At 69.7% G+C, this 16091-nt stretch carries 22 protein-coding genes; 18 read left to right on the top strand and 4 right to left on the bottom strand.

All coding sequences use genetic code 11. The features are described 5' to 3' along the window. Nucleotides 1–3: 3 nt before the first annotated feature. The 11 genes from C8P66_RS18410 (at nucleotide 4) to C8P66_RS18365 (ending at nucleotide 8609) form a co-directional block, all read left to right on the top strand. Complete coding sequence (locus tag C8P66_RS18410) at nucleotides 4–429, top strand: hypothetical protein (RefSeq protein ID WP_111399752.1); 426 nt, start codon at nucleotides 4–6, stop codon at nucleotides 427–429. Beyond that, entirely contained in the window at nucleotides 426–554 is a 129-nt protein-coding gene (locus C8P66_RS24765) for a hypothetical protein (RefSeq protein WP_281271359.1), read from the top strand. The genes C8P66_RS18410 and C8P66_RS24765 overlap by 4 nt, the downstream gene beginning before the upstream one ends. Beyond that, entirely contained in the window at nucleotides 551–1060 is a 510-nt protein-coding gene (locus C8P66_RS18405; RefSeq protein WP_158537300.1) for a hypothetical protein, read from the top strand. Before C8P66_RS24765 ends, C8P66_RS18405 begins: the two co-directional genes overlap by 4 nt. After that, the gene (locus C8P66_RS18400; protein WP_111399750.1) at nucleotides 1060–1248 is read left to right on the top strand and encodes a hypothetical protein; all 189 of its coding nucleotides are present in this window, start codon (nucleotides 1060–1062) and stop codon (nucleotides 1246–1248) included. Before C8P66_RS18405 ends, C8P66_RS18400 begins: the two co-directional genes overlap by 1 nt. Next, the gene (locus tag C8P66_RS18395; RefSeq protein ID WP_111399749.1) at nucleotides 1248–2039 is read left to right on the top strand and encodes an ATP-binding protein; all 792 of its coding nucleotides are present in this window, start codon (nucleotides 1248–1250) and stop codon (nucleotides 2037–2039) included. The genes C8P66_RS18400 and C8P66_RS18395 overlap by 1 nt, the downstream gene beginning before the upstream one ends. A 3-nt stretch (nucleotides 2040–2042) precedes the next feature. Continuing rightward, entirely contained in the window at nucleotides 2043–2582 is a 540-nt protein-coding gene (locus C8P66_RS18390) for a DUF669 domain-containing protein (RefSeq protein ID WP_111399748.1), read from the top strand. Beyond that, nucleotides 2575–3741: a PD-(D/E)XK nuclease family protein gene (locus tag C8P66_RS18385; RefSeq protein WP_245903663.1), complete on the top strand. Its 1167-nt coding sequence runs from the start codon at nucleotides 2575–2577 to the stop codon at nucleotides 3739–3741. Before C8P66_RS18390 ends, C8P66_RS18385 begins: the two co-directional genes overlap by 8 nt. Next, nucleotides 3738–5321, top strand: a complete 1584-nt coding sequence (locus tag C8P66_RS18380; RefSeq protein WP_111399746.1) for a DEAD/DEAH box helicase — start codon at nucleotides 3738–3740, stop codon at nucleotides 5319–5321. The genes C8P66_RS18385 and C8P66_RS18380 overlap by 4 nt, the downstream gene beginning before the upstream one ends. Nucleotides 5322–5446: 125 nt before the next feature. Then, a complete protein-coding gene (locus tag C8P66_RS18375; protein WP_111399745.1) occupies nucleotides 5447–5671 on the top strand; it encodes a DUF6511 domain-containing protein in 225 nt (74 codons plus the stop codon). Beyond that, nucleotides 5668–6291, top strand: a complete 624-nt coding sequence (locus C8P66_RS23635; protein ID WP_146422949.1) for a hypothetical protein — start codon at nucleotides 5668–5670, stop codon at nucleotides 6289–6291. Before C8P66_RS18375 ends, C8P66_RS23635 begins: the two co-directional genes overlap by 4 nt. Nucleotides 6292–6308: 17 nt before the next feature. Next, nucleotides 6309–8609 (top strand): bifunctional DNA primase/polymerase, encoded by a 2301-nt coding sequence (locus C8P66_RS18365; RefSeq protein WP_158537299.1) that lies wholly within the window; start codon nucleotides 6309–6311, stop codon nucleotides 8607–8609. Between the two features lie 235 nt (nucleotides 8610–8844). Here the strand turns inward: C8P66_RS18365 and C8P66_RS18360 are convergent, their stop codons facing one another. Together C8P66_RS18360 and C8P66_RS18355 are read right to left on the bottom strand one after the other, a co-directional pair. Then, nucleotides 8845–9156, bottom strand: a complete 312-nt coding sequence (locus tag C8P66_RS18360; protein ID WP_245903662.1) for a helix-turn-helix domain-containing protein — start codon at nucleotides 9154–9156, stop codon at nucleotides 8845–8847. Beyond that, on the bottom strand, nucleotides 9146–9427 hold the full coding sequence (locus C8P66_RS18355) for a BrnT family toxin (RefSeq protein ID WP_111399741.1): 282 nt from the start codon (nucleotides 9425–9427) through the stop codon (nucleotides 9146–9148). The genes C8P66_RS18360 and C8P66_RS18355 overlap by 11 nt, the downstream gene beginning before the upstream one ends. A gap of 68 nt (nucleotides 9428–9495) precedes the next feature. Between C8P66_RS18355 and C8P66_RS18350 the strand changes: the two genes are divergently transcribed. Together C8P66_RS18350 and C8P66_RS18345 are read left to right on the top strand one after the other, a co-directional pair. Then, nucleotides 9496–9726, top strand: coding sequence for a hypothetical protein (locus C8P66_RS18350; protein WP_111399740.1), 231 nt, complete (start codon nucleotides 9496–9498; stop codon nucleotides 9724–9726). After that, nucleotides 9716–10270 (top strand): DUF6456 domain-containing protein, encoded by a 555-nt coding sequence (locus C8P66_RS18345; protein WP_111399739.1) that lies wholly within the window; start codon nucleotides 9716–9718, stop codon nucleotides 10268–10270. Before C8P66_RS18350 ends, C8P66_RS18345 begins: the two co-directional genes overlap by 11 nt. Nucleotides 10271–10273: 3 nt before the next feature. Here the strand turns inward: C8P66_RS18345 and C8P66_RS18340 are convergent, their stop codons facing one another. Both C8P66_RS18340 and C8P66_RS18335 read right to left on the bottom strand, forming a co-directional pair. Continuing rightward, nucleotides 10274–10777 carry a GNAT family N-acetyltransferase gene (locus tag C8P66_RS18340; RefSeq protein ID WP_245903661.1) on the bottom strand — a complete coding sequence of 168 codons (504 nt, stop codon included), beginning with the start codon at nucleotides 10775–10777 and terminating at the stop codon, nucleotides 10274–10276. Further along, on the bottom strand, nucleotides 10774–11097 hold the full coding sequence (locus C8P66_RS18335) for a type II toxin-antitoxin system TacA family antitoxin (protein ID WP_111399738.1): 324 nt from the start codon (nucleotides 11095–11097) through the stop codon (nucleotides 10774–10776). The genes C8P66_RS18340 and C8P66_RS18335 overlap by 4 nt, the downstream gene beginning before the upstream one ends. A 361-nt stretch (nucleotides 11098–11458) precedes the next feature. Between C8P66_RS18335 and C8P66_RS18330 the strand changes: the two genes are divergently transcribed. The 5 genes from C8P66_RS18330 to C8P66_RS18310 all read left to right on the top strand — a co-directional run bounded on the left by C8P66_RS18330 (nucleotide 11459) and on the right by C8P66_RS18310 (nucleotide 16082). Continuing rightward, complete coding sequence (locus tag C8P66_RS18330; protein ID WP_111399737.1) at nucleotides 11459–12928, top strand: site-specific DNA-methyltransferase; 1470 nt, start codon at nucleotides 11459–11461, stop codon at nucleotides 12926–12928. Further along, on the top strand, nucleotides 12918–14186 hold the full coding sequence (locus C8P66_RS18325) for a site-specific DNA-methyltransferase (RefSeq protein WP_111399736.1): 1269 nt from the start codon (nucleotides 12918–12920) through the stop codon (nucleotides 14184–14186). Before C8P66_RS18330 ends, C8P66_RS18325 begins: the two co-directional genes overlap by 11 nt. 100 nt (nucleotides 14187–14286) lie before the next feature. Then, nucleotides 14287–14523 carry a hypothetical protein gene (locus tag C8P66_RS18320; RefSeq protein WP_111399789.1) on the top strand — a complete coding sequence of 79 codons (237 nt, stop codon included), beginning with the start codon at nucleotides 14287–14289 and terminating at the stop codon, nucleotides 14521–14523. A 95-nt stretch (nucleotides 14524–14618) separates the two neighbouring features. Next, nucleotides 14619–15476, top strand: coding sequence for a DUF3489 domain-containing protein (locus tag C8P66_RS24485; protein ID WP_245903660.1), 858 nt, complete (start codon nucleotides 14619–14621; stop codon nucleotides 15474–15476). Nucleotides 15477–15566: 90 nt separating this feature from the next. After that, nucleotides 15567–16082 carry a MerR family transcriptional regulator gene (locus C8P66_RS18310; protein WP_111399787.1) on the top strand — a complete coding sequence of 172 codons (516 nt, stop codon included), beginning with the start codon at nucleotides 15567–15569 and terminating at the stop codon, nucleotides 16080–16082. The last annotated feature ends 9 nt before the right edge of the window (nucleotides 16083–16091 follow it).

Genomic DNA, 16091 nt, shown 5'->3' with positions numbered 1-16091 from the left:
GCCATGGGGAAGCCATCCCGCGACAAAGGCCTGCGCCGTGAGCGCGCCATCGTCGAAACCCACCTGAAGTGCGGCATCCACGCCGAGCGTGTGCCGCTGTCCGGCGCCGTCCGGTACCGCGGCAACGGCGCCGACGTTGACCTGTACGTCCGCGGCTCGGAGCCGGTGAAGGCAGAGGTCAAGGCTCGCGCCGAGGGCGACGGCTTCAAGACGCTGGAGCGCTGGCTCGGTGGAAACGACGCCCTGTTCCTCTGGCGCGACCGCGCAGCGCCCTTCGTGGTGCTGCCCCTGCACGTCTGGCTGGAGATCGTCGGCCGCAGCGCACGGTGCGCGGACCCGGATTCCGATCGCAGTCGTACTCGTCGCGCGCGCCAGGCCGAGGAAGGCGCGTTGCCGCCGGCCGACGCCATCGCCGAGGCGACGCTGTGAGCCCGCGCACCGCCCGCAGCGTGCACGCCATCGGCGAAGCGGTCCGCAACCTGGCCGGCGGCGCGCTGCTCGCCGGCGGCTTCATCGCGCTCCTCTGGCTCGCCGAACTGGCGACCGTCCGATGAGCACCATCCCCTCGACCAGAAGGACCACCATGACCAACCGAACCACTCTGGCGCAGCTGCGCGAGATGGACGCCGCGCAGGCCGCCCGCCTGCCCGTCGATCATCTGGCGCTGCTGCTGGAAGAGGTCGGGGCGCTGAAGGCCGACGCCAAGTACCTCGCCGACCTGCTGCACGACTCGCTGCATGCCCGCTACGGCGGTCCCGCCGCCGCGGCCCGTCGCGCCGAGGGCAAGGACACCGGCCGCGTCCGCATCGCCGATGACGCCTTCGAAGTCGTCGCCGACCTCCCGAAAAAGGCGGCGTGGGACCAGCCGAAGCTGGCCGTGGCGGTCGCCACCATCGTGGCGTGGGGCGAGGATCCCGCGGACTACGTCACCACCGAGATCCGCGTGCCGGAAAGCCGCTTCACGGCCTGGCCGCCGCGCATCCGCGCGGTCTTCGAGCCGGCGCGCACCGTCGCCACCGGCCGCCCCTCCTACACCCTCGAACAGAAGGACGCCGCGTGATGGCGCACGAACTCCGCATCCAGGTCGTCATCCCGCTGCAGGGTGATGCCGTCGCCCGCGCGAAGGACGTCGCCGCCTTCGAGCCGACGCTCGACAGCTTCACCGAAGTCGTCGCGCGCGCAGGTGGCGACATCAAGGTTGATGTCATCAAGGCCAAGCCGCGCGCCGCGAAGCAGGAGGCGAACTGATGGCGATCTCCCTCGCATCCCTGCGCAGCAGCACCAGCCTCTCCCCACCGAGGCTGCTGCTCTACGGCGTCGCCGGTGTCGGCAAGACAGAGTTTGCCGCAGCCTCGCCTCGGCCCGTCATTCTGCAGACCGAGGATGGGCTCGGGCGGATCGAGGCGACGACCTTCGGGCTGCTGCGCAGCTTCGATGAGATCATGGAGGCTTTGGCCGCGCTCTACTTCGAGCCGCATGACTTCGAGACGCTGGTGGTGGACAGCCTCGACTGGCTGGAGCCGCTGGTGTGGCAGCACACGGCGCAGACGCACAGCCAGCCGGACATCGAGTCCTTCGGCTACGGCAAGGGCTACTTGGCGGCACTGGATACCTGGCGCGGCTTCCTCGACGGCGTGAACGCGCTGCGTGAGGAGCGCGGCATGGGCGTGATCCTCATCGCCCACGCCGAGATCAAGCGTTTCGACAGCCCCGAGACGGAACCCTACGACCGGTACCAGCCGAAGCTCCATCGCAGCGCATCGGCCCTGGTGCAGGAGCATGTCGATGCCGTGCTCTTCGCGAACTACCGCGTCAGCACGCTGAAGTCGGACGTCGGCTTCAACAAGAAGGTGGTCCGCGGCGTCAGCGGCGGTGATCGCCTGCTGCACACCGCCGAGCGGCCGGCCTTCCTCGCGAAAAACCGCTTCGGGCTGGCCGAGACGCTGCCGCTGTCCTGGCCCGAGCTCGCCGCCGGCATCCCCTTCTACGCGACGCCGCCCAGCGCCGCCCCCGCCTCCACCACCGAAGCCCGGAGCTGACCCATGGCATCCCTGAATGGAACCTTTGACGCGACGGAAGTCGCCCCCGCTGTCCCGCTCGAGGTGCTGCCGCCCGGCAAGTACCTCGCGCATCTGATCGAGAGCGAGATGCTGCCGACCAAGGCGGGCGATGGGCAGCTGCTCAAGCTGGTGTTCGAGGTGCTGGAAGGCCCCTCCGCGCGCCGGAAGATCTTCGACCAGCTGAATCTGGTGAACCGCAACGAGCAGACGGTCGAGATCGCGCAGCGCACGCTGTCGGCCATCTGCCACGCGGTCGGCCAGGTGCATGTCAGCGACAGCGAGCAGCTGCACTTCAAGCCGCTGATCATCACGCTGAGGGTCGAACCCGCGGGCAACGACAAATACGGCGTCTACCGTGAGGCGCGGAACAAGGTCGCCGGCTACTCGGCGGCCAACACTAGCACCGCCGCCGGCACCACCCCGCGCCCGGCTACCCCGGGGCCCCGTCCAGCCGCCGCGGCACCTCCGCCGGCCACCCGCACCAGCGCCGTGGCCACCCCGCCCTGGCGCCGCAATGCCTGATCACCAGCCGGCAGGCCGCGCGCCTGCTGGCCTCTCTCCCTCGAACCAGGATCAGGTCATGGCTGTCCTTCCTTCGCCCGCATGTCCCACCATCACCGCCATCTACGCGGCCTATGAGGCGGCAGCGGATAGCGGCTATCGCGCGCATCTCGGCGCCTCGCTGATCGGCACCGAATGCGAGCGGGCCATCTGGTACTCCTTCCGGTGGGCCACCCGCGCCCGGCACACCGGACGGCTGCTGCGGCTGTTCGACACCGGCAATCTGGCCGAGGCCCGCTTCGTCGCCGACCTGCGCCGCGTCGGCGTCACCGTCCTGGACCTGGATCCCGCGACGGGGCGTCAGTGGAACCTGCGCGATGCCTCCGGCCACTTCGGCGGCAGCATGGACGCAGTGGCGATCGGTCTGCCCGAGGCGCCGAGCACCTGGCACGTCTGCGAATTCAAGACCCACAGCGCCAAGTCCTTTGCCAAGCTGAAGGCCGATGGCGTCGCCGCCTCCAAGCCGCTGCACTGGGCGCAGATGCAGGCCTACATGCAGCTCGCCGGCCTCGATCGAGCCTTCTATCTGGCGGTCTGCAAGGACACGGACGAGCTCTACCAGGAGCGTATCCGGCACGACGCCGAGTCCGGGCTGCGCATCCTGGCCAAGGCCGAGCGCATCATCGGTGCCGCCCGGCCGCCGGCCCGCATTAGCCAGGACCCGGCCTGGTGGCAGTGCCGCTTTTGCGACCACCACGCCGTCTGCCATGCCGGTGCGGCACCGGAGCGGCACTGCCGGTCCTGCCTCCATGCCTCGCCCGCCCCGGGTGGTGACTGGCATTGCGCGCGCCACCACGCCCCTATCGGCCGGCGCGAGCAGGAGGCAGGATGCGCGGCGCATCTGTACCTGCCGGATTTCGTGGCCGCCGAGCAGGTCGACGCCGGCGAGGACTGGGTCAGCTATCGACTGCCGGACGGCACCGAATGGCGTGACGGCGTGCCCGCCGCGGCGCCGCCCGACATCGTCGCGCACCTGCCGTGCCGGATCTGTCGCGCCACGATCTATCGGGTCGGGCCCGGCAAGGGGCCGCACATCGCCGAGCTGATCTGCACCGGTTGCAAGACGGGCGGGCGCTGGCTCAGCAAGGTGGATGCTGCGGCGATGGGAGTGGCCGCGTGACCCTAGCGCTCCGCCCCTATCAGCGCGCCGCCGTCGAGGCGCTGTACGACTACTTCTCGGCCAGCAGCGGCAATCCGCTGGTCGTGATGCCGACCGGCACGGGCAAGAGCCTGTGCATCGCCGGCTTCACGCGTGAGGCCATCGCTGCCTACGGCGACACCCGCGTGTTGATCCTCACCCACGTGAAGGAGCTGATCCAGCAGAACTTCATGGCGCTGCTGCGCGCCTGGCCGGAAGCGCCGGCCGGCATCTACTCGGCCGGGCTGTCCCGCCGCGACATTCATGCGCAGATCCTGTTCGCTGGTATCCAGTCCATCCACCGCCACGCGCGGCAGGTGCAGCGCTGCGACCTCGTGCTGATCGACGAAGCACACCTGCTCGGCCGCGGCGACAGCGGCATGTACCGCTCCTTCCTGGCGCAGTTGAACGAGATCAACGCAGGGCTGTTGAAGGTCGTGGGCTTCACGGCGACACCGTATCGCCTGGACAGCGGAATGCTCCACGAAGGCAAGGATCGGCTCTTCACCGACATCGCTTTCCAGGTGCCGGTGCTGGAGATGATCCAGCAGGGCTATCTCTGCCCCGTCGTGCCCAAGCAGACGTCGACGCAGCTCGACGTCGGTGGCGTCGGCACGCGTGGCGGCGAGTTCATCGCCAAGGACCTCGAGGCGGCGGTCGACCGCGACGATGTGACCCGCGCCGCCGTGGCCGAGATCGTCCAGCACGGTGAGGGGCGCGGCTCCTGGCTGGTCTTCTGCTCCGGCGTGGCCCATGCGCGCCATGTCCGCGATGCCATCCGCGAGCATGGCATCTCCGCCGAGACCGTGACCGGTGATACGCCCGGGCCGGAGCGCGACGGCATCCTGGCGGCCTTCAAGGCGGGGCGGCTGCGGTGCGTCACCAACGCCAATGTCCTCACCACCGGCTTCGACGCGCCCGGCACCGATCTCATCGCGCTGCTGCGCCCCACGAAGAGTGTGGGCCTCTACGTCCAGATGGTGGGTCGCGGCACGCGCCTGGCCGAGGGCAAGGATGACTGCCTGGTGCTCGACTTCGCCGGCAACACGGCGCGGCACGGTCCGATCGACACGGTGGATGGACGAAAGAAGGAACCCGCCGGCGACGGCGAGGCACCGATCAAGGTCTGCCCGGAATGCCAGACCATCAACCACGCCAGCGCGCGGCACTGCATCGAGTGTGACCATGAGTTCCCGCCGCCGGTCGTGAAGGTGGCGCCGCAGGCGGCGTCGAACGCGCTGCTCTCGACGCAGATCCAGGCGGCGTGGTGCGATGTGACCGGCATCACCTATGCCCGGCACGACAAGCCAGGGAAGCCAGCCTCGCTGCGCGTCACCTACGAATGCGGCCTGGCGCGGCACAGCGAGTGGGTTTGCTTCGAGCATACCGGCTTCCCGCGGGACAAGGCGGTCGGCTGGTGGCGGCGCCGCGCCGGCAATCTGCCGCCCCCGACGACGGTGGATGAGGCGCTCGAACAGCTGGATCAGCTGCGCCGTCCCATCGCGATCCAGGTGCGGCCCGCGGGCCAGTACACCGAGATCGCCGCCGCGAGGTTCGTGTGAGATGCGCCGCATGTCGCCTCCGTACCGCCCGCGGCTTCGGTTGGTTCGATCCGCGCGTGCGGACCTCCGAGCCCCTGCCGGCCTGTTCCATGCGCTGCATGAGCGCGCTCTGCAGGAGGTGGGGCGTGGTTGATCCCGACGAGCACGAGATCGCAGCCATCGCGGCGGCCAGCCCCATGGCGGGCGAGTACCTGGAGAGCATCGGGAAAACCGATCTCGCCGTGCTGACGGAGGCGGAATGGCTGACGCTGCTGGAGGTGATCATCACCGCCTACCAGGATGAGCTTGCTCGCCTGCTGGATCAGGGACGGCATCCGGCGCCGCCGCTTGCTGCAGGTGGTCGCCCATGAGTGGCGTCACCTCGGCCCGAGAGGTCGCGCGCCGGCTCGGTCTCTCGCACACCGCCATCCAGAACGCCGAACGCGCTGGGCGCATCGCGCGGGAAGATGACGGCACCTGGGACGTGGAGAACGTCCAGCGAGGTCTGTCGGGAAAGCCTGCGCGCGAGCGTCGCGTCAAAACTGATGTCGCGCCAGATCAGACCGGCGCCGCAGATGATGCTCCCCGCCCTGTCGGTGGAAGCGGCATCGCCTCGACGCGCGAGCTTGCTCGACGCCTCGGCTGTTCCCATACCTCCCTGCAGAAAGCAGAGCGATCCGGCCGCATCGCGCGGGAACCGAATGGCCGCTGGGATGTGGAAAAGGTAAGCGCCGGCCTCAAGACGCGGGCCACGCCCGCACAGCGTGCGCCACACGGCTCGCGGGGGCCGTGGGCCAAGCCTGCGCAGTACTTCTCCAAGCTTGACACGGACATCATCGGCCCGGTCCGCAACATCCATACGGAGCTTGAAGCTGCACGCCGCGCGCTCCAGCGCGCCGCCGAGCAGATTGCGGCGCTCGATCCCGAGATCCTGCGCCTGGAGCGGGCCTGCGACGCAGCGATCGCCGCACAGGAGCGTGGCAGCGAATGACCGATGCCCCCTCCTTCATGGCCGATTGCGGCGAGCGCCTGGCCGACAACGGTTATTCGGTCATCCCCATCATGCCGGGCACGAAGGTGCCGGGGCGGTTCACTGGCGGGGAATGGTCGCCCTATCCCGACTGGGCGCGTCACTGCGACCGGCCGACGAAGCCCTTCGAGGTGGACATCTGGCGCCGCTGGCCGGGCTGCGGCGTCGGCATCGCCACCGGCGCGGTGGTGGGCATCGACATCGACATCCTGGACGGCGCGCTGGCCATCCAGATCGCCGGACTCGCCGCCTCCATGCTCGGAGACACCCCCTGCCTGCGCATCGGCCGCGCCCCCAAGCGGCTGCTCGTCTATCGGGCCGCCACACCCTTCGCAGGCCGCAAGCGCCATCCCCTCGAACTCCTGGCGCGCGGCCAGCAATTCGTCGCCTATGCCATCCACCCCGACACTGGTCGCCCCTACGAGTGGCCGGAGGACAGCCTGGTGGAGCTGCCGCTGTCGCGGCTGCCGGTGGTGGATGAGGCCAGTTGCGCGGCTTTCCTGGAGGCCGCCTGGCAGCTCGTCCCCGACGAGGTCCGGGTCAACTCGATCCTCGCAGACGCGCCCACCAGCACTTGGCGCGGCCCCAGCGACCCGAAGGGCACGCGGGACGCCATCGTTGCGGCGCTGGACTGGCTGCCGAACAATGACCTGCCGGGCAACGAGTGGATCACCGTCGGCGCCGCCATCAAGGCCGCGATCGGCGAGGAGGGGCGCGACCTCTGGCTCGACTGGTCTCGGCGATCCGGGAAGTCGGGCCAGTCGGGTCGATCCGACACCCCCGAGCGGCGCTGGGCCTCGCTGCGACCGCACAGCGTCGGCGCGGGGAAGATCTACTGGCTGGCCGAGCAGCGCGGCTGGGTGCCGGATCCCGCTCTGACGCTGAACGGCACGATGGCCGAGCAGGCGGCACAGCCGCATCCCGCGGCGGGCCTTCTGGCGAAGGTCGCGGTCGCGCCGCTGCCGATCGCGCCGCCGCCGAAGCCCTATCGCGTCCCGCCCGAGCTGCTGAAGGTGGACGGCACGCTGAAGCTGTTCCTCAACTACGCCACGGCCAGCGCCGTCAGCCCGCAGCCGTTCCTCTCGCTGGGTGCCGCCATCTGCCTGGTCGGCGCCATCGCCGGCCGCCGGTACCGCACGCCGACTGACCTGCGCAGCAACGTCTACGCCATCGGCATCGCCGACAGCGGCGGCGGGAAAGACCATGCCCGGCGATGCGCGAAGCGCGCGATCTATGCCGCGGGCCTCGATCGCTACCTCGGCGGCGAGGATCTCGCCTCCTCGGCGGGACTGCTCACGTCGCTGCAGCGCCATCCCGCCCGACTGTTCCAGGTGGACGAATTTGGCCAGTTCCTGAAGCTGGTCCTGAACCAGCGCGCGCCGGCCCATAAGGCGGCTATCTGGTCAGAGCTGACGAAGCTCTACACCTCGGCGGCTGAGCCCTACATCGGCGCCGAATACGCCGACCAGAAGGCGCGGCCGCGCGTGACCATCGAGCAGCCCTGCGCCTGCATCTGGGGCGTCACCGTGCCAGGTCCGTTCTGGTCGGCGCTGGAAGGCGGCGCTCTGGCGGACGGCTCCATCGCGCGCTTCCTGGTGTTCCTGACCGACGACGACTACCCGGAGCGCAATGAGACGCCGGCGCCGATGGACCCGCCGCCTCCGTTGGTGTCGGCCTTGCAGGGGATCGCGCGCGGCGTGCCAGGTCACAGCCATGGCGGAAATATCGCCGACGCAATGGAATCCTCTGCGCCGATCCACGCCTACACAGTGCCGCTGACCGCGGACGCCGACGTTGCCATGGCCAGTGTGCGGCGAGAGGCGACCGCCCTGTTACGCTCCCACCGCGGCACCTACGCCACCGCGCTGTTCGGCCGCTACGCGGAGAACACCGCAAAGCTGGCCATGCTGGCGGCGATCAGCCGTGATCCTTCCAGGCCCGTCACCCAGGCGCAGGACGTGACCTGGGCCAGCGGCCTGGTCGAGCACTGCATCGCCACGCTGCTGCGCGAGGCCGAGCGCAGGGTCTCCGACAATGACACGGAGGCGAAGCACAAGCGGCTGCTCGCGATCATCCGCGACGGCGGACGCCAGTCGCGCAGCGACATCACCAGGCGCTCGCAGTTCCTGTCGCGCCGGGAGCGCGAGGAAATCATCGCCTCGCTCATCGAGGCAGGCCTCGTGGTCATGGACGTCGAGCCCGGGACGACGAGGCCGACCGCCTACTACACCGCGACCACGCCCACCGGGACGGCGCTCGTTGGAAGGAGTGTGCCATGAAGTATCTCGCCCGCATGAGGTATCTCGCGCTCGGAACCCCAGGTGCAGGGCCGGTCTCCGCGAGATCTTCAATAATTCAATCTTTCACGCGCGCAGGCGAATGCAGATGCGCGGGCGCCCTAGGGCCAGGAGAGAGACCCATTGAAGTATTATTATTATTGAAGTTTCTCCTCCTCCCCAGGGGACGTCCGCGCGCACGCGCACGAGGCGCCAGTCGGCGCAGGACCACGCCAGGTCAGGCCAGCGCCGACAGCGCAGCCTCCGGTGCGCGGTCCAGGATCTTTAGCAGCGCCTTGGCCGGTCCGGCCGGCAGGCGCTTGCCCTGCTCCCAGTTCCGCACGGTGTCCAATGGCACGCCAATTCGCGCGGCAAAGGCGGCTTGCGTCAGCCCCGTCCGCCGACGCACCCGGCGCGTGTATGCCGCCGCGTCCTGCGCCGACGCTGCATCGTCCTCGGCGGCGTGGCGCTGGATGTCGGTCTCGGTCGTCGCATCGACCCGCCGCGGGTCAATCCGGCCCTTGAGCGGCTTGGCGGCGTCAAGCGTCACGCGAACTGTACCCATAGCGAGCCACCTCCTTGGCGTTGGCCTTGCGGGCCGAGATCATCCGGAACGCGTCGCTCCGCGGCGTGTAGACCACCAGGAACAGCCGCCCCTCGATCTGGCCGAGCACGCGATAGCGCTGCTCGCCGTAATCGAAGCGGTTGTCGACTTCGACCAGCCGATCCGGGTCGAGGAACACCTGCACCGCATAGGCGAAGTCGAAACCGCGCTCGGCGAAGCAGGCGTCGCTCTTGGCGTCATCCCACTCGAATTCCACGGCCTCTATGTAGGCCAGAGGACGACAAAACCCAAGGGCTTTCTCCAGCGAGCAGCGGGAGTTCGCGCATGAGCATGCACGGCGCACCGCTGCCGCCCCGGTCCTGCCTCGACCGCGGCACGCGCAGCCCGACCAACGACAGCGAGGTGAACGCCATGCGTGCGGCTGCCTGGCATCGGCACGGCGTGGCCGCTCTGCCCGTCGCCGACATCACTGACGACTGGCTCCGCCAGGCCATCACCAACGAAGCCAACCGGCGCTGGGGGCGCCGCAACGGGGAGAACCACCATGGCCGGTAAGCGCAAGACCAAGGTGTCGAAGCCGAAACACGACGATTTGGCGAAGCCGTCGAAGTGGCGTCTGCAACACGGCGGCTTCTCCGAGCCGGTCCGCGACGCGGATCCGGACACGGGCTCACCCATTGCGCATCGTCGTGCCGTCGATACGCTTGGGCTGATGCTGGCCAATGGCAGCATCACGCCGCAGATGCACGAGGCCGGGGCAATGTTCCGTGTGACCTTCCGCCTCGCAGCGTTGGACGGCATGCGCACGACGCAGCTGCTGCGTATCCAGGGTGGCGGAGGCGATCTGCTGAGCGAACGCCAGGCTGCGGCGCGGCGTCGGTTGGCCGCGGCCCTGGAGCTTTTCGGTGGCGCGGACAGTGCCGGCGGAAGCTGCCTGTGGCACGTGCTCGGCCTCGAGTGTTCCCTGCGGGAATGGGCGATGCGGCAGGGGTGGTCGGGCCGTCCGGTCCATCACGTCCAGGCGCAGGGCATCCTGCTCACCGCGCTCGGTGTGCTGGCCGCCCACTATGGCCTGCAACCGCGGGAGCGTGCCGCGTAAGCCTCAGCCCAAAGCGGCCTTCAGGTCCGTCATCGTGGCCATCAGCGTCATCGGGTCGATCGGTGACGGTATGAAGCCGCAGGCCTGGTAGAAGCGCTGAGCGTCTGCGTTCAGGGCCTGCACCAACACCCCGCGCACCGCCAGCACTTCGCTGGCCTGCAGCACGCGCAAGACCGCATCCCGCAGTAGCGCCCGCCCGATGCCCTGACCATGCAGGCTGCGGTCCACAGCCAGTCGGCCCAGCATCGCCATCGGGATCGGGTCGGGCATGTTGCGCTTCACCCGCCCTGGAGCGGCGGTCACGGCCACAGCCCCAGCCGCCAAGCAGTAGAACCCCACCACGAAGCCTGCGCGGCACACCACGAAGGTCCGTGACGCGCCGGCCAGCTGATTCGCCCGTGCACGCCGCCGCAGCCAGTCGTCAAGCGAGGCCTCGCCGCTATCGAACAACGCCAGGTCGTGCTTGTCTTCGAGCGGCGCCGGGGCGCTCAGCCCGTCGGCACTCACTCCCACGGTGGCGCGGTCTCCAGCAGCTTGCGAAGCCGGCCGTTCGGGTTGGGCGGCGCGTCGAGCAGCGCCTGGAACTTGGCGTACGCAGCCGGCTGGGTGCGGAACAGCGTGCGGTCGAGAATGGCGTCGGTCGCAGCGCGGCGCGCAGCCTCCAGCATGAACTCGGAACGCGACTTCCCCGAGAGCACGGCGGCCTCGTCGATCAGGGCACGATCCTCGGGCCGGACGCGTATGTTGATTGCGCCGACGGTGATGGCAGGCTGGTCCTTCGCCGGGCGGCGGGTCGGGGTGGTGATGCGCTTGGCAGGTGTTGGCATGGTGGCCTCCGAGGCTGGTTCTACGACTCTGTATGGACATTGTCCACCACGCAGTCTCGGCGTCGCTGAAACCGGATTGCGGCACCGGAACCAGAAGGGATAGTGTCTCGATAGTCGTTGAATTGCGACCGCAGCCGAGTGGCTCCCGAGCCACCGGCCCGCTGATCAGCCACAGTGGCTCTCGAGCCGATGGTTCCTTCCTGGCCCCGCTGTATGCGGGGGGCGGAAGCGCGCAACATCGCTAGCGCCAGGCCGAAAATATGGGTTGCGGTTTGCAGCCTTACCCCGCGGCTTCAAATTGTTAGCTGCAAACCGGCGCCGCGCCGTTGCCCCGCAAACCCCCTGCAAACCGGATGGCACCATGACGCTCCCCTGGATGGCGGCGAAGATTGTGCTGCGTCCGGTGGCGGAGCTGCGCCCGCATGCCGGCAATGCCCGCGTCCACAGCGCCGAGCAGCTGCAACAAATCAAGGCCAGCATGCTGGCCTTCGGCTTCACCAACCCGCTGCTGGTGGATGAGGATGGTGTGCTGATCGCCGGCCACGGTCGCCTCGAGGCGGCGTCCGCGCTCGGCATGGCCAAGGTGCCGGTGATCGTGCTGCGGCACCTGTCCGCGGCGCAGAAGGAGGCGCTGCGCCTCGCCGACAATCGCATCGCGGAGAACGCGACCTGGGACCAGGCGCTGCTGCGTGATGCGCTCGCCGCGGTGCAGGCGGCGCAGGACATCGACCTCGGCGCGCTCGGCTTCTCGGCGGGTGAGCTCGCGGACATCCTCGCGGCGGCTGGAGATGCCGTGTCCGACGGCGACGCGCCCGAGGCTCTGTCTGCGGATCCCGCCGAGGGGGGCGGTGCGGCAGGCGCGGCGGTCACCGAGGATGCGCCGGCGGAGGATCCTGCCGATGCTGATCCGGAGCCGCCGCGCCAGGCCGTAACCCGGCCCGGCGACCTCTGGCTGCTGGGCGAGCATCGGCTGCTCTGCGGCGACAGCACCGACGCGGCCAGCGTGGCGCGCGTCATGGGCGAGGACCGCTGCGCGCTGCTGTTCACGTCGCCGCCCTACGGAAACCAGCGCGACTACACCACCGGCGGCGTCACGGATTGGGATGCCCTGATGCACGGCGTGTTCCAGCACCTCGACGCGGCCATGCGACCGGATGGCCAGGTGCTGGTGAACCTCGGCCTGATCCACCGCGACAGCGAATGGATCCCCTACTGGTCGGGCTGGCTCGACTGGATGCGCGCCCGCGGCTGGCGCCGCTTCGGGCTCTACACCTGGGACCAGGGCCCCGGCTTGCCCGGCGATTGGAATGGTCGCCTCGCACCCGCCTTCGAGTTGGTCTTCCACTTCAATCGTCAGGCCCGGCAGGCGAACAAGATCGTCCCCTGCAAATGGGCCGGCACGCCGAACAAGGGCAGCGGCCTGCGCGCGGCCGACGGGACCATCTCGGAATACCAGCATGCCGGCCTGCCGGTGCAGGACTTCCGGATCCCCGACAACGTGCTGCGCCTGACCCGCCACAAGGGCCGGGGCATCGAGACGGAGCACCCCGCGGTGTTCCCGGTCGTGCTGCCGGAATTCCTCATGCGCACCTACACGGACGATGGCGACGTCGTGTTCGAGCCCTTCGACGGCTCGGGCACCACCATCCTGGCAGGTCAGCGCACCGGACGCCGCGTGCGCGCGATCGAGCTGGCGCCCGCTTATGTCGACCTGGCGATCGCCCGCTGGCGGATGCTGCATCCCGATCTGCCGGTTACGCTGGCCGACGATGGCCGCGACTACGATGCCGTCGCCGCGGCGCGAACGGAGGTCACCGGCAATGCAGCCTGATCTCGTCGTCTCGACTCTGCCGGTCGCAGCGCTGGTCCCCTATGCCGAGAACGCGCGCACGCATTCGCCGTCGCAGGTGGCGCAGATCGCCGCGTCCATCGCTGAGTTCGGCTTCGTGAACCCGGTTCTGGTCGATGCCGAAGGCGTGCTGATCGCCGGCCACGGCCGCGTCATGGCGGCGAAGCAGCTCGGGCTCGCCTCCGTGCCGGTGCTGCGGCTCGGCCATCTCTCCCCCGCGCAGGCGCGGGCGCTCCGCCTAGCCGACAACCAGATTGCCCTGAACTCCGGCTGGGACGAGGCGCTGCTGGCCGCTGAGATCGCGCGGATCCGCGACGAGGCGGTGGTCGACCTGGATGTACTCGGCTTCTCCGGCATGGAGCTCGACCGGTTGCTGGCGGCTGCCGATGCCGGCCTTGGCGATGATGCCGATGACGCACCGCCGCTGCCCGCGGAGCCCGTCACGCGCACCGGCGACCTGTGGCGCTGCGGCGAGCACCGCCTGCTGTGCGGCGACGCGACGAAGCTGACGGACGTACAGCGCGCGCTCGGCGCCGGCCACCTGGCCGACATGGGCTTCGTGGATCCGCCCTATAATGTCGCCTACGAGGGCGGTACCGCGGCGAAGATGACCATCGCCAATGACGCGCTCGGCGGCGGCTTTCCCGAGTTCCTTCGTCCCGCGCTGGCCAACCTGCTCTCGGTCACGAAGGGCGCCTGCTACGTCTGCATGTCCTCGTCCGAATGGCCGACGCTGCATCGCGTCTGGCAGGAGGCGGGCGGCAAGTGGTCGAGCACTATCATCTGGGCGAAGAACACCTTCGCCCTTGGCCGCGCCGACTACCACCAGCAGTTCGAGGCGATGCTCTACGGATGGAAGGCCGGCGCGCAGCACTACTGGTGCGGCGCTCGCGACCAAGGGAACGTCTGGCACTTCGACAAGCCGGCGCGGAACGACCTGCATCCCACCATGAAGCCGGTGTCGCTGGTGGAGCGGGCCATCCGCAACAGCAGCAAGCCGCGCGACACGGTGCTGGACTGCTTCGGCGGCTCAGGCACCACGATGATCGCCGCCGAACGCACGGGGCGGCGTGCCGTGCTGCTGGAGATCGATCCGGCCTATGCCGATGTCATCGTGCGGCGGTGGCAGGAGACCACCGGCGAGGCCGCAGTGCTGGAAGGTGATGATCGCATCTTCGCCGATGTCGCCGCGGCGCGTGGCGTCGTCGATCATGATGTGATCCAGACCGCCGAAACTTAGCAATTCCGCGCCGCTGCATCTTGCTTGGCTCGTGCGCGCCACAGCGCGAATGGTCCGTCACACGCAGAGCACCCCGCCCTGCACCACGACGGAGACCACGATGTCCGACCGCGAAGCCCGCGCCGCCCGCAACCAGGAATGCAGCTTGGCCGCCTTCCTCGCGAAGAAGGCCGAATTCGACGCCCTCCTCGCGGAACTCACCCAGGCCAGCGCGGACCATTTCGGCGCGGACCCCGAGACGGTGCTCTGGGGCGAAGCGGCCTGGCTTTCGGATGCCACCGCGAAGCTGAAGGATATCGCGGACCAGCATTTCCGCCGCGGCGAATACGCCTGCTGAAGCGGGCTGCCCCCGCACCGCCCCGACCGGCGAGGCCGGCGGGGCTCCCGGCAGTAGGGGCCGATGTCCGGCACCCGGAACCGGAGACCACCACGATGACCAAGCTTTCCGACAGCCAGCACGCGATCCTCAGCGCCGCCGCGCAGCATGAGATGGGCCTCGCCCGCGCGCCGAAGACCCTGCCGGCCGCGGCCCGCAACGCGGTGTTCCGCAGCCTGATCAAGAACAACCTGCTCACCGAGATCAACGCGCCGCGGGAGCATGTCGGGCTCGGCTGGCGGCAGGACGAGGACGGCACCTGGATCGTGGCGCGGATCACCGACGAGGGGCTGCGCGCCATCGGCATCGACCCGAACGAGGGCGACGTGGGGGCCGGCGAGCCCGACTGCTCGGGCATCGAGGCCAGCGTGCCCGACACGGCGCCCACGGGCGCGGACGACGCCGCCGAGGGGGATACCCCCGCGGAAGAAGCCGAACCCGCCCATGGCGCGCCCCTGGCGGAGGAAATCGCCCTGCTCGACCAGGTCCTCGCGGCACGCGCCGCCGCGCCGCGGACCAGCCTGCGCGACGCCGCCGCGGCGGTCCTCGCCGCCTGGGACGACGAGGCCAACCGCGCCACGGACATGATCGCCGCGCTCGATGCCCCGATGGAGGCGCTGCGCACCCTGCTCGCTGGTAAGCCGGCCCGCGCCGCGCGCGAGGCCGGAGCGCCACGCAAGCCGCGGGAGGGCACGAAGCAGGAGCAGGTGATCGCCATGCTGCGCCGCCCCGAGGGTGCCACGGTCGCGCAGATCGCCGAAGCGACGGGCTGGGCGCAGCACACCGTCCGCGGCTTCTTCGCCGGGCTGAAGAAGAAGGGCCACGCGGTCGAGGTGAAGTCGCGCGAGCGGATGGTCGGCCCGAACAAGACGGGCGCGAAGGGCTCCTTCACCATTTACCACCTGCCGGCCTGACCACGGAGCCGGACACGTCGAGGGCCCGCCGCCGGCAGGTAGCGGGCCCTTGCTCGTGATGACCATCACGTGCGGCGGGAGGTCGCCGCCATGCCGGAACTGACCGCCTCCACGCGCGAGGCCGCCCGTCGCCTCGGCGTCAGCGACACCGCCATCCACAAGGCCGAGCGCGCGGGTCGCATCGCCCGCGAGCCCGACGGTAGCTGGGACATCGACAAGACCCGCCGCCGCCTGACCGAGACCGCCGATCCCAACCGCTCGCCCCTGGCCAGCGGTGCCGGCGCCGACGGCACGCCCTTCGCCCGGCTGAAGGTCGCGCAGCTTGCCCTGAAGGTGGAGGCGCAGCGCCTTTCGCTCGACGAGACCAAGCGTCGCCTGGTCGATGTCACCGAAGCCAACGCCGCGCTCGACGAGATCGGCAGCACCATGCGCGACTCGCTGCTGAACTGGCCTGCACGCGTGTCGGGCCTGATCGCCGCCGAGATCAGCGTCGATCCGCATCTGCTGCAGACCATCCTGCAGAGCCACATCAACGACCTGCTGACGGAGGCGGCCGATCGCTTCGATCCAGCAGGCCTCGGAGGGGAGCGGTCTTCGCAGCCGTGAGCATGTGCG

This window comes from Humitalea rosea, from assembly GCF_003253705.1.
Taxonomy (GTDB): Bacteria; Pseudomonadota; Alphaproteobacteria; order Acetobacterales; family Acetobacteraceae; genus Humitalea; species Humitalea rosea.
Note: the sequence above shows the minus strand (reverse complement) of the source record. Positions and strands in the feature narration are given on the sequence as shown.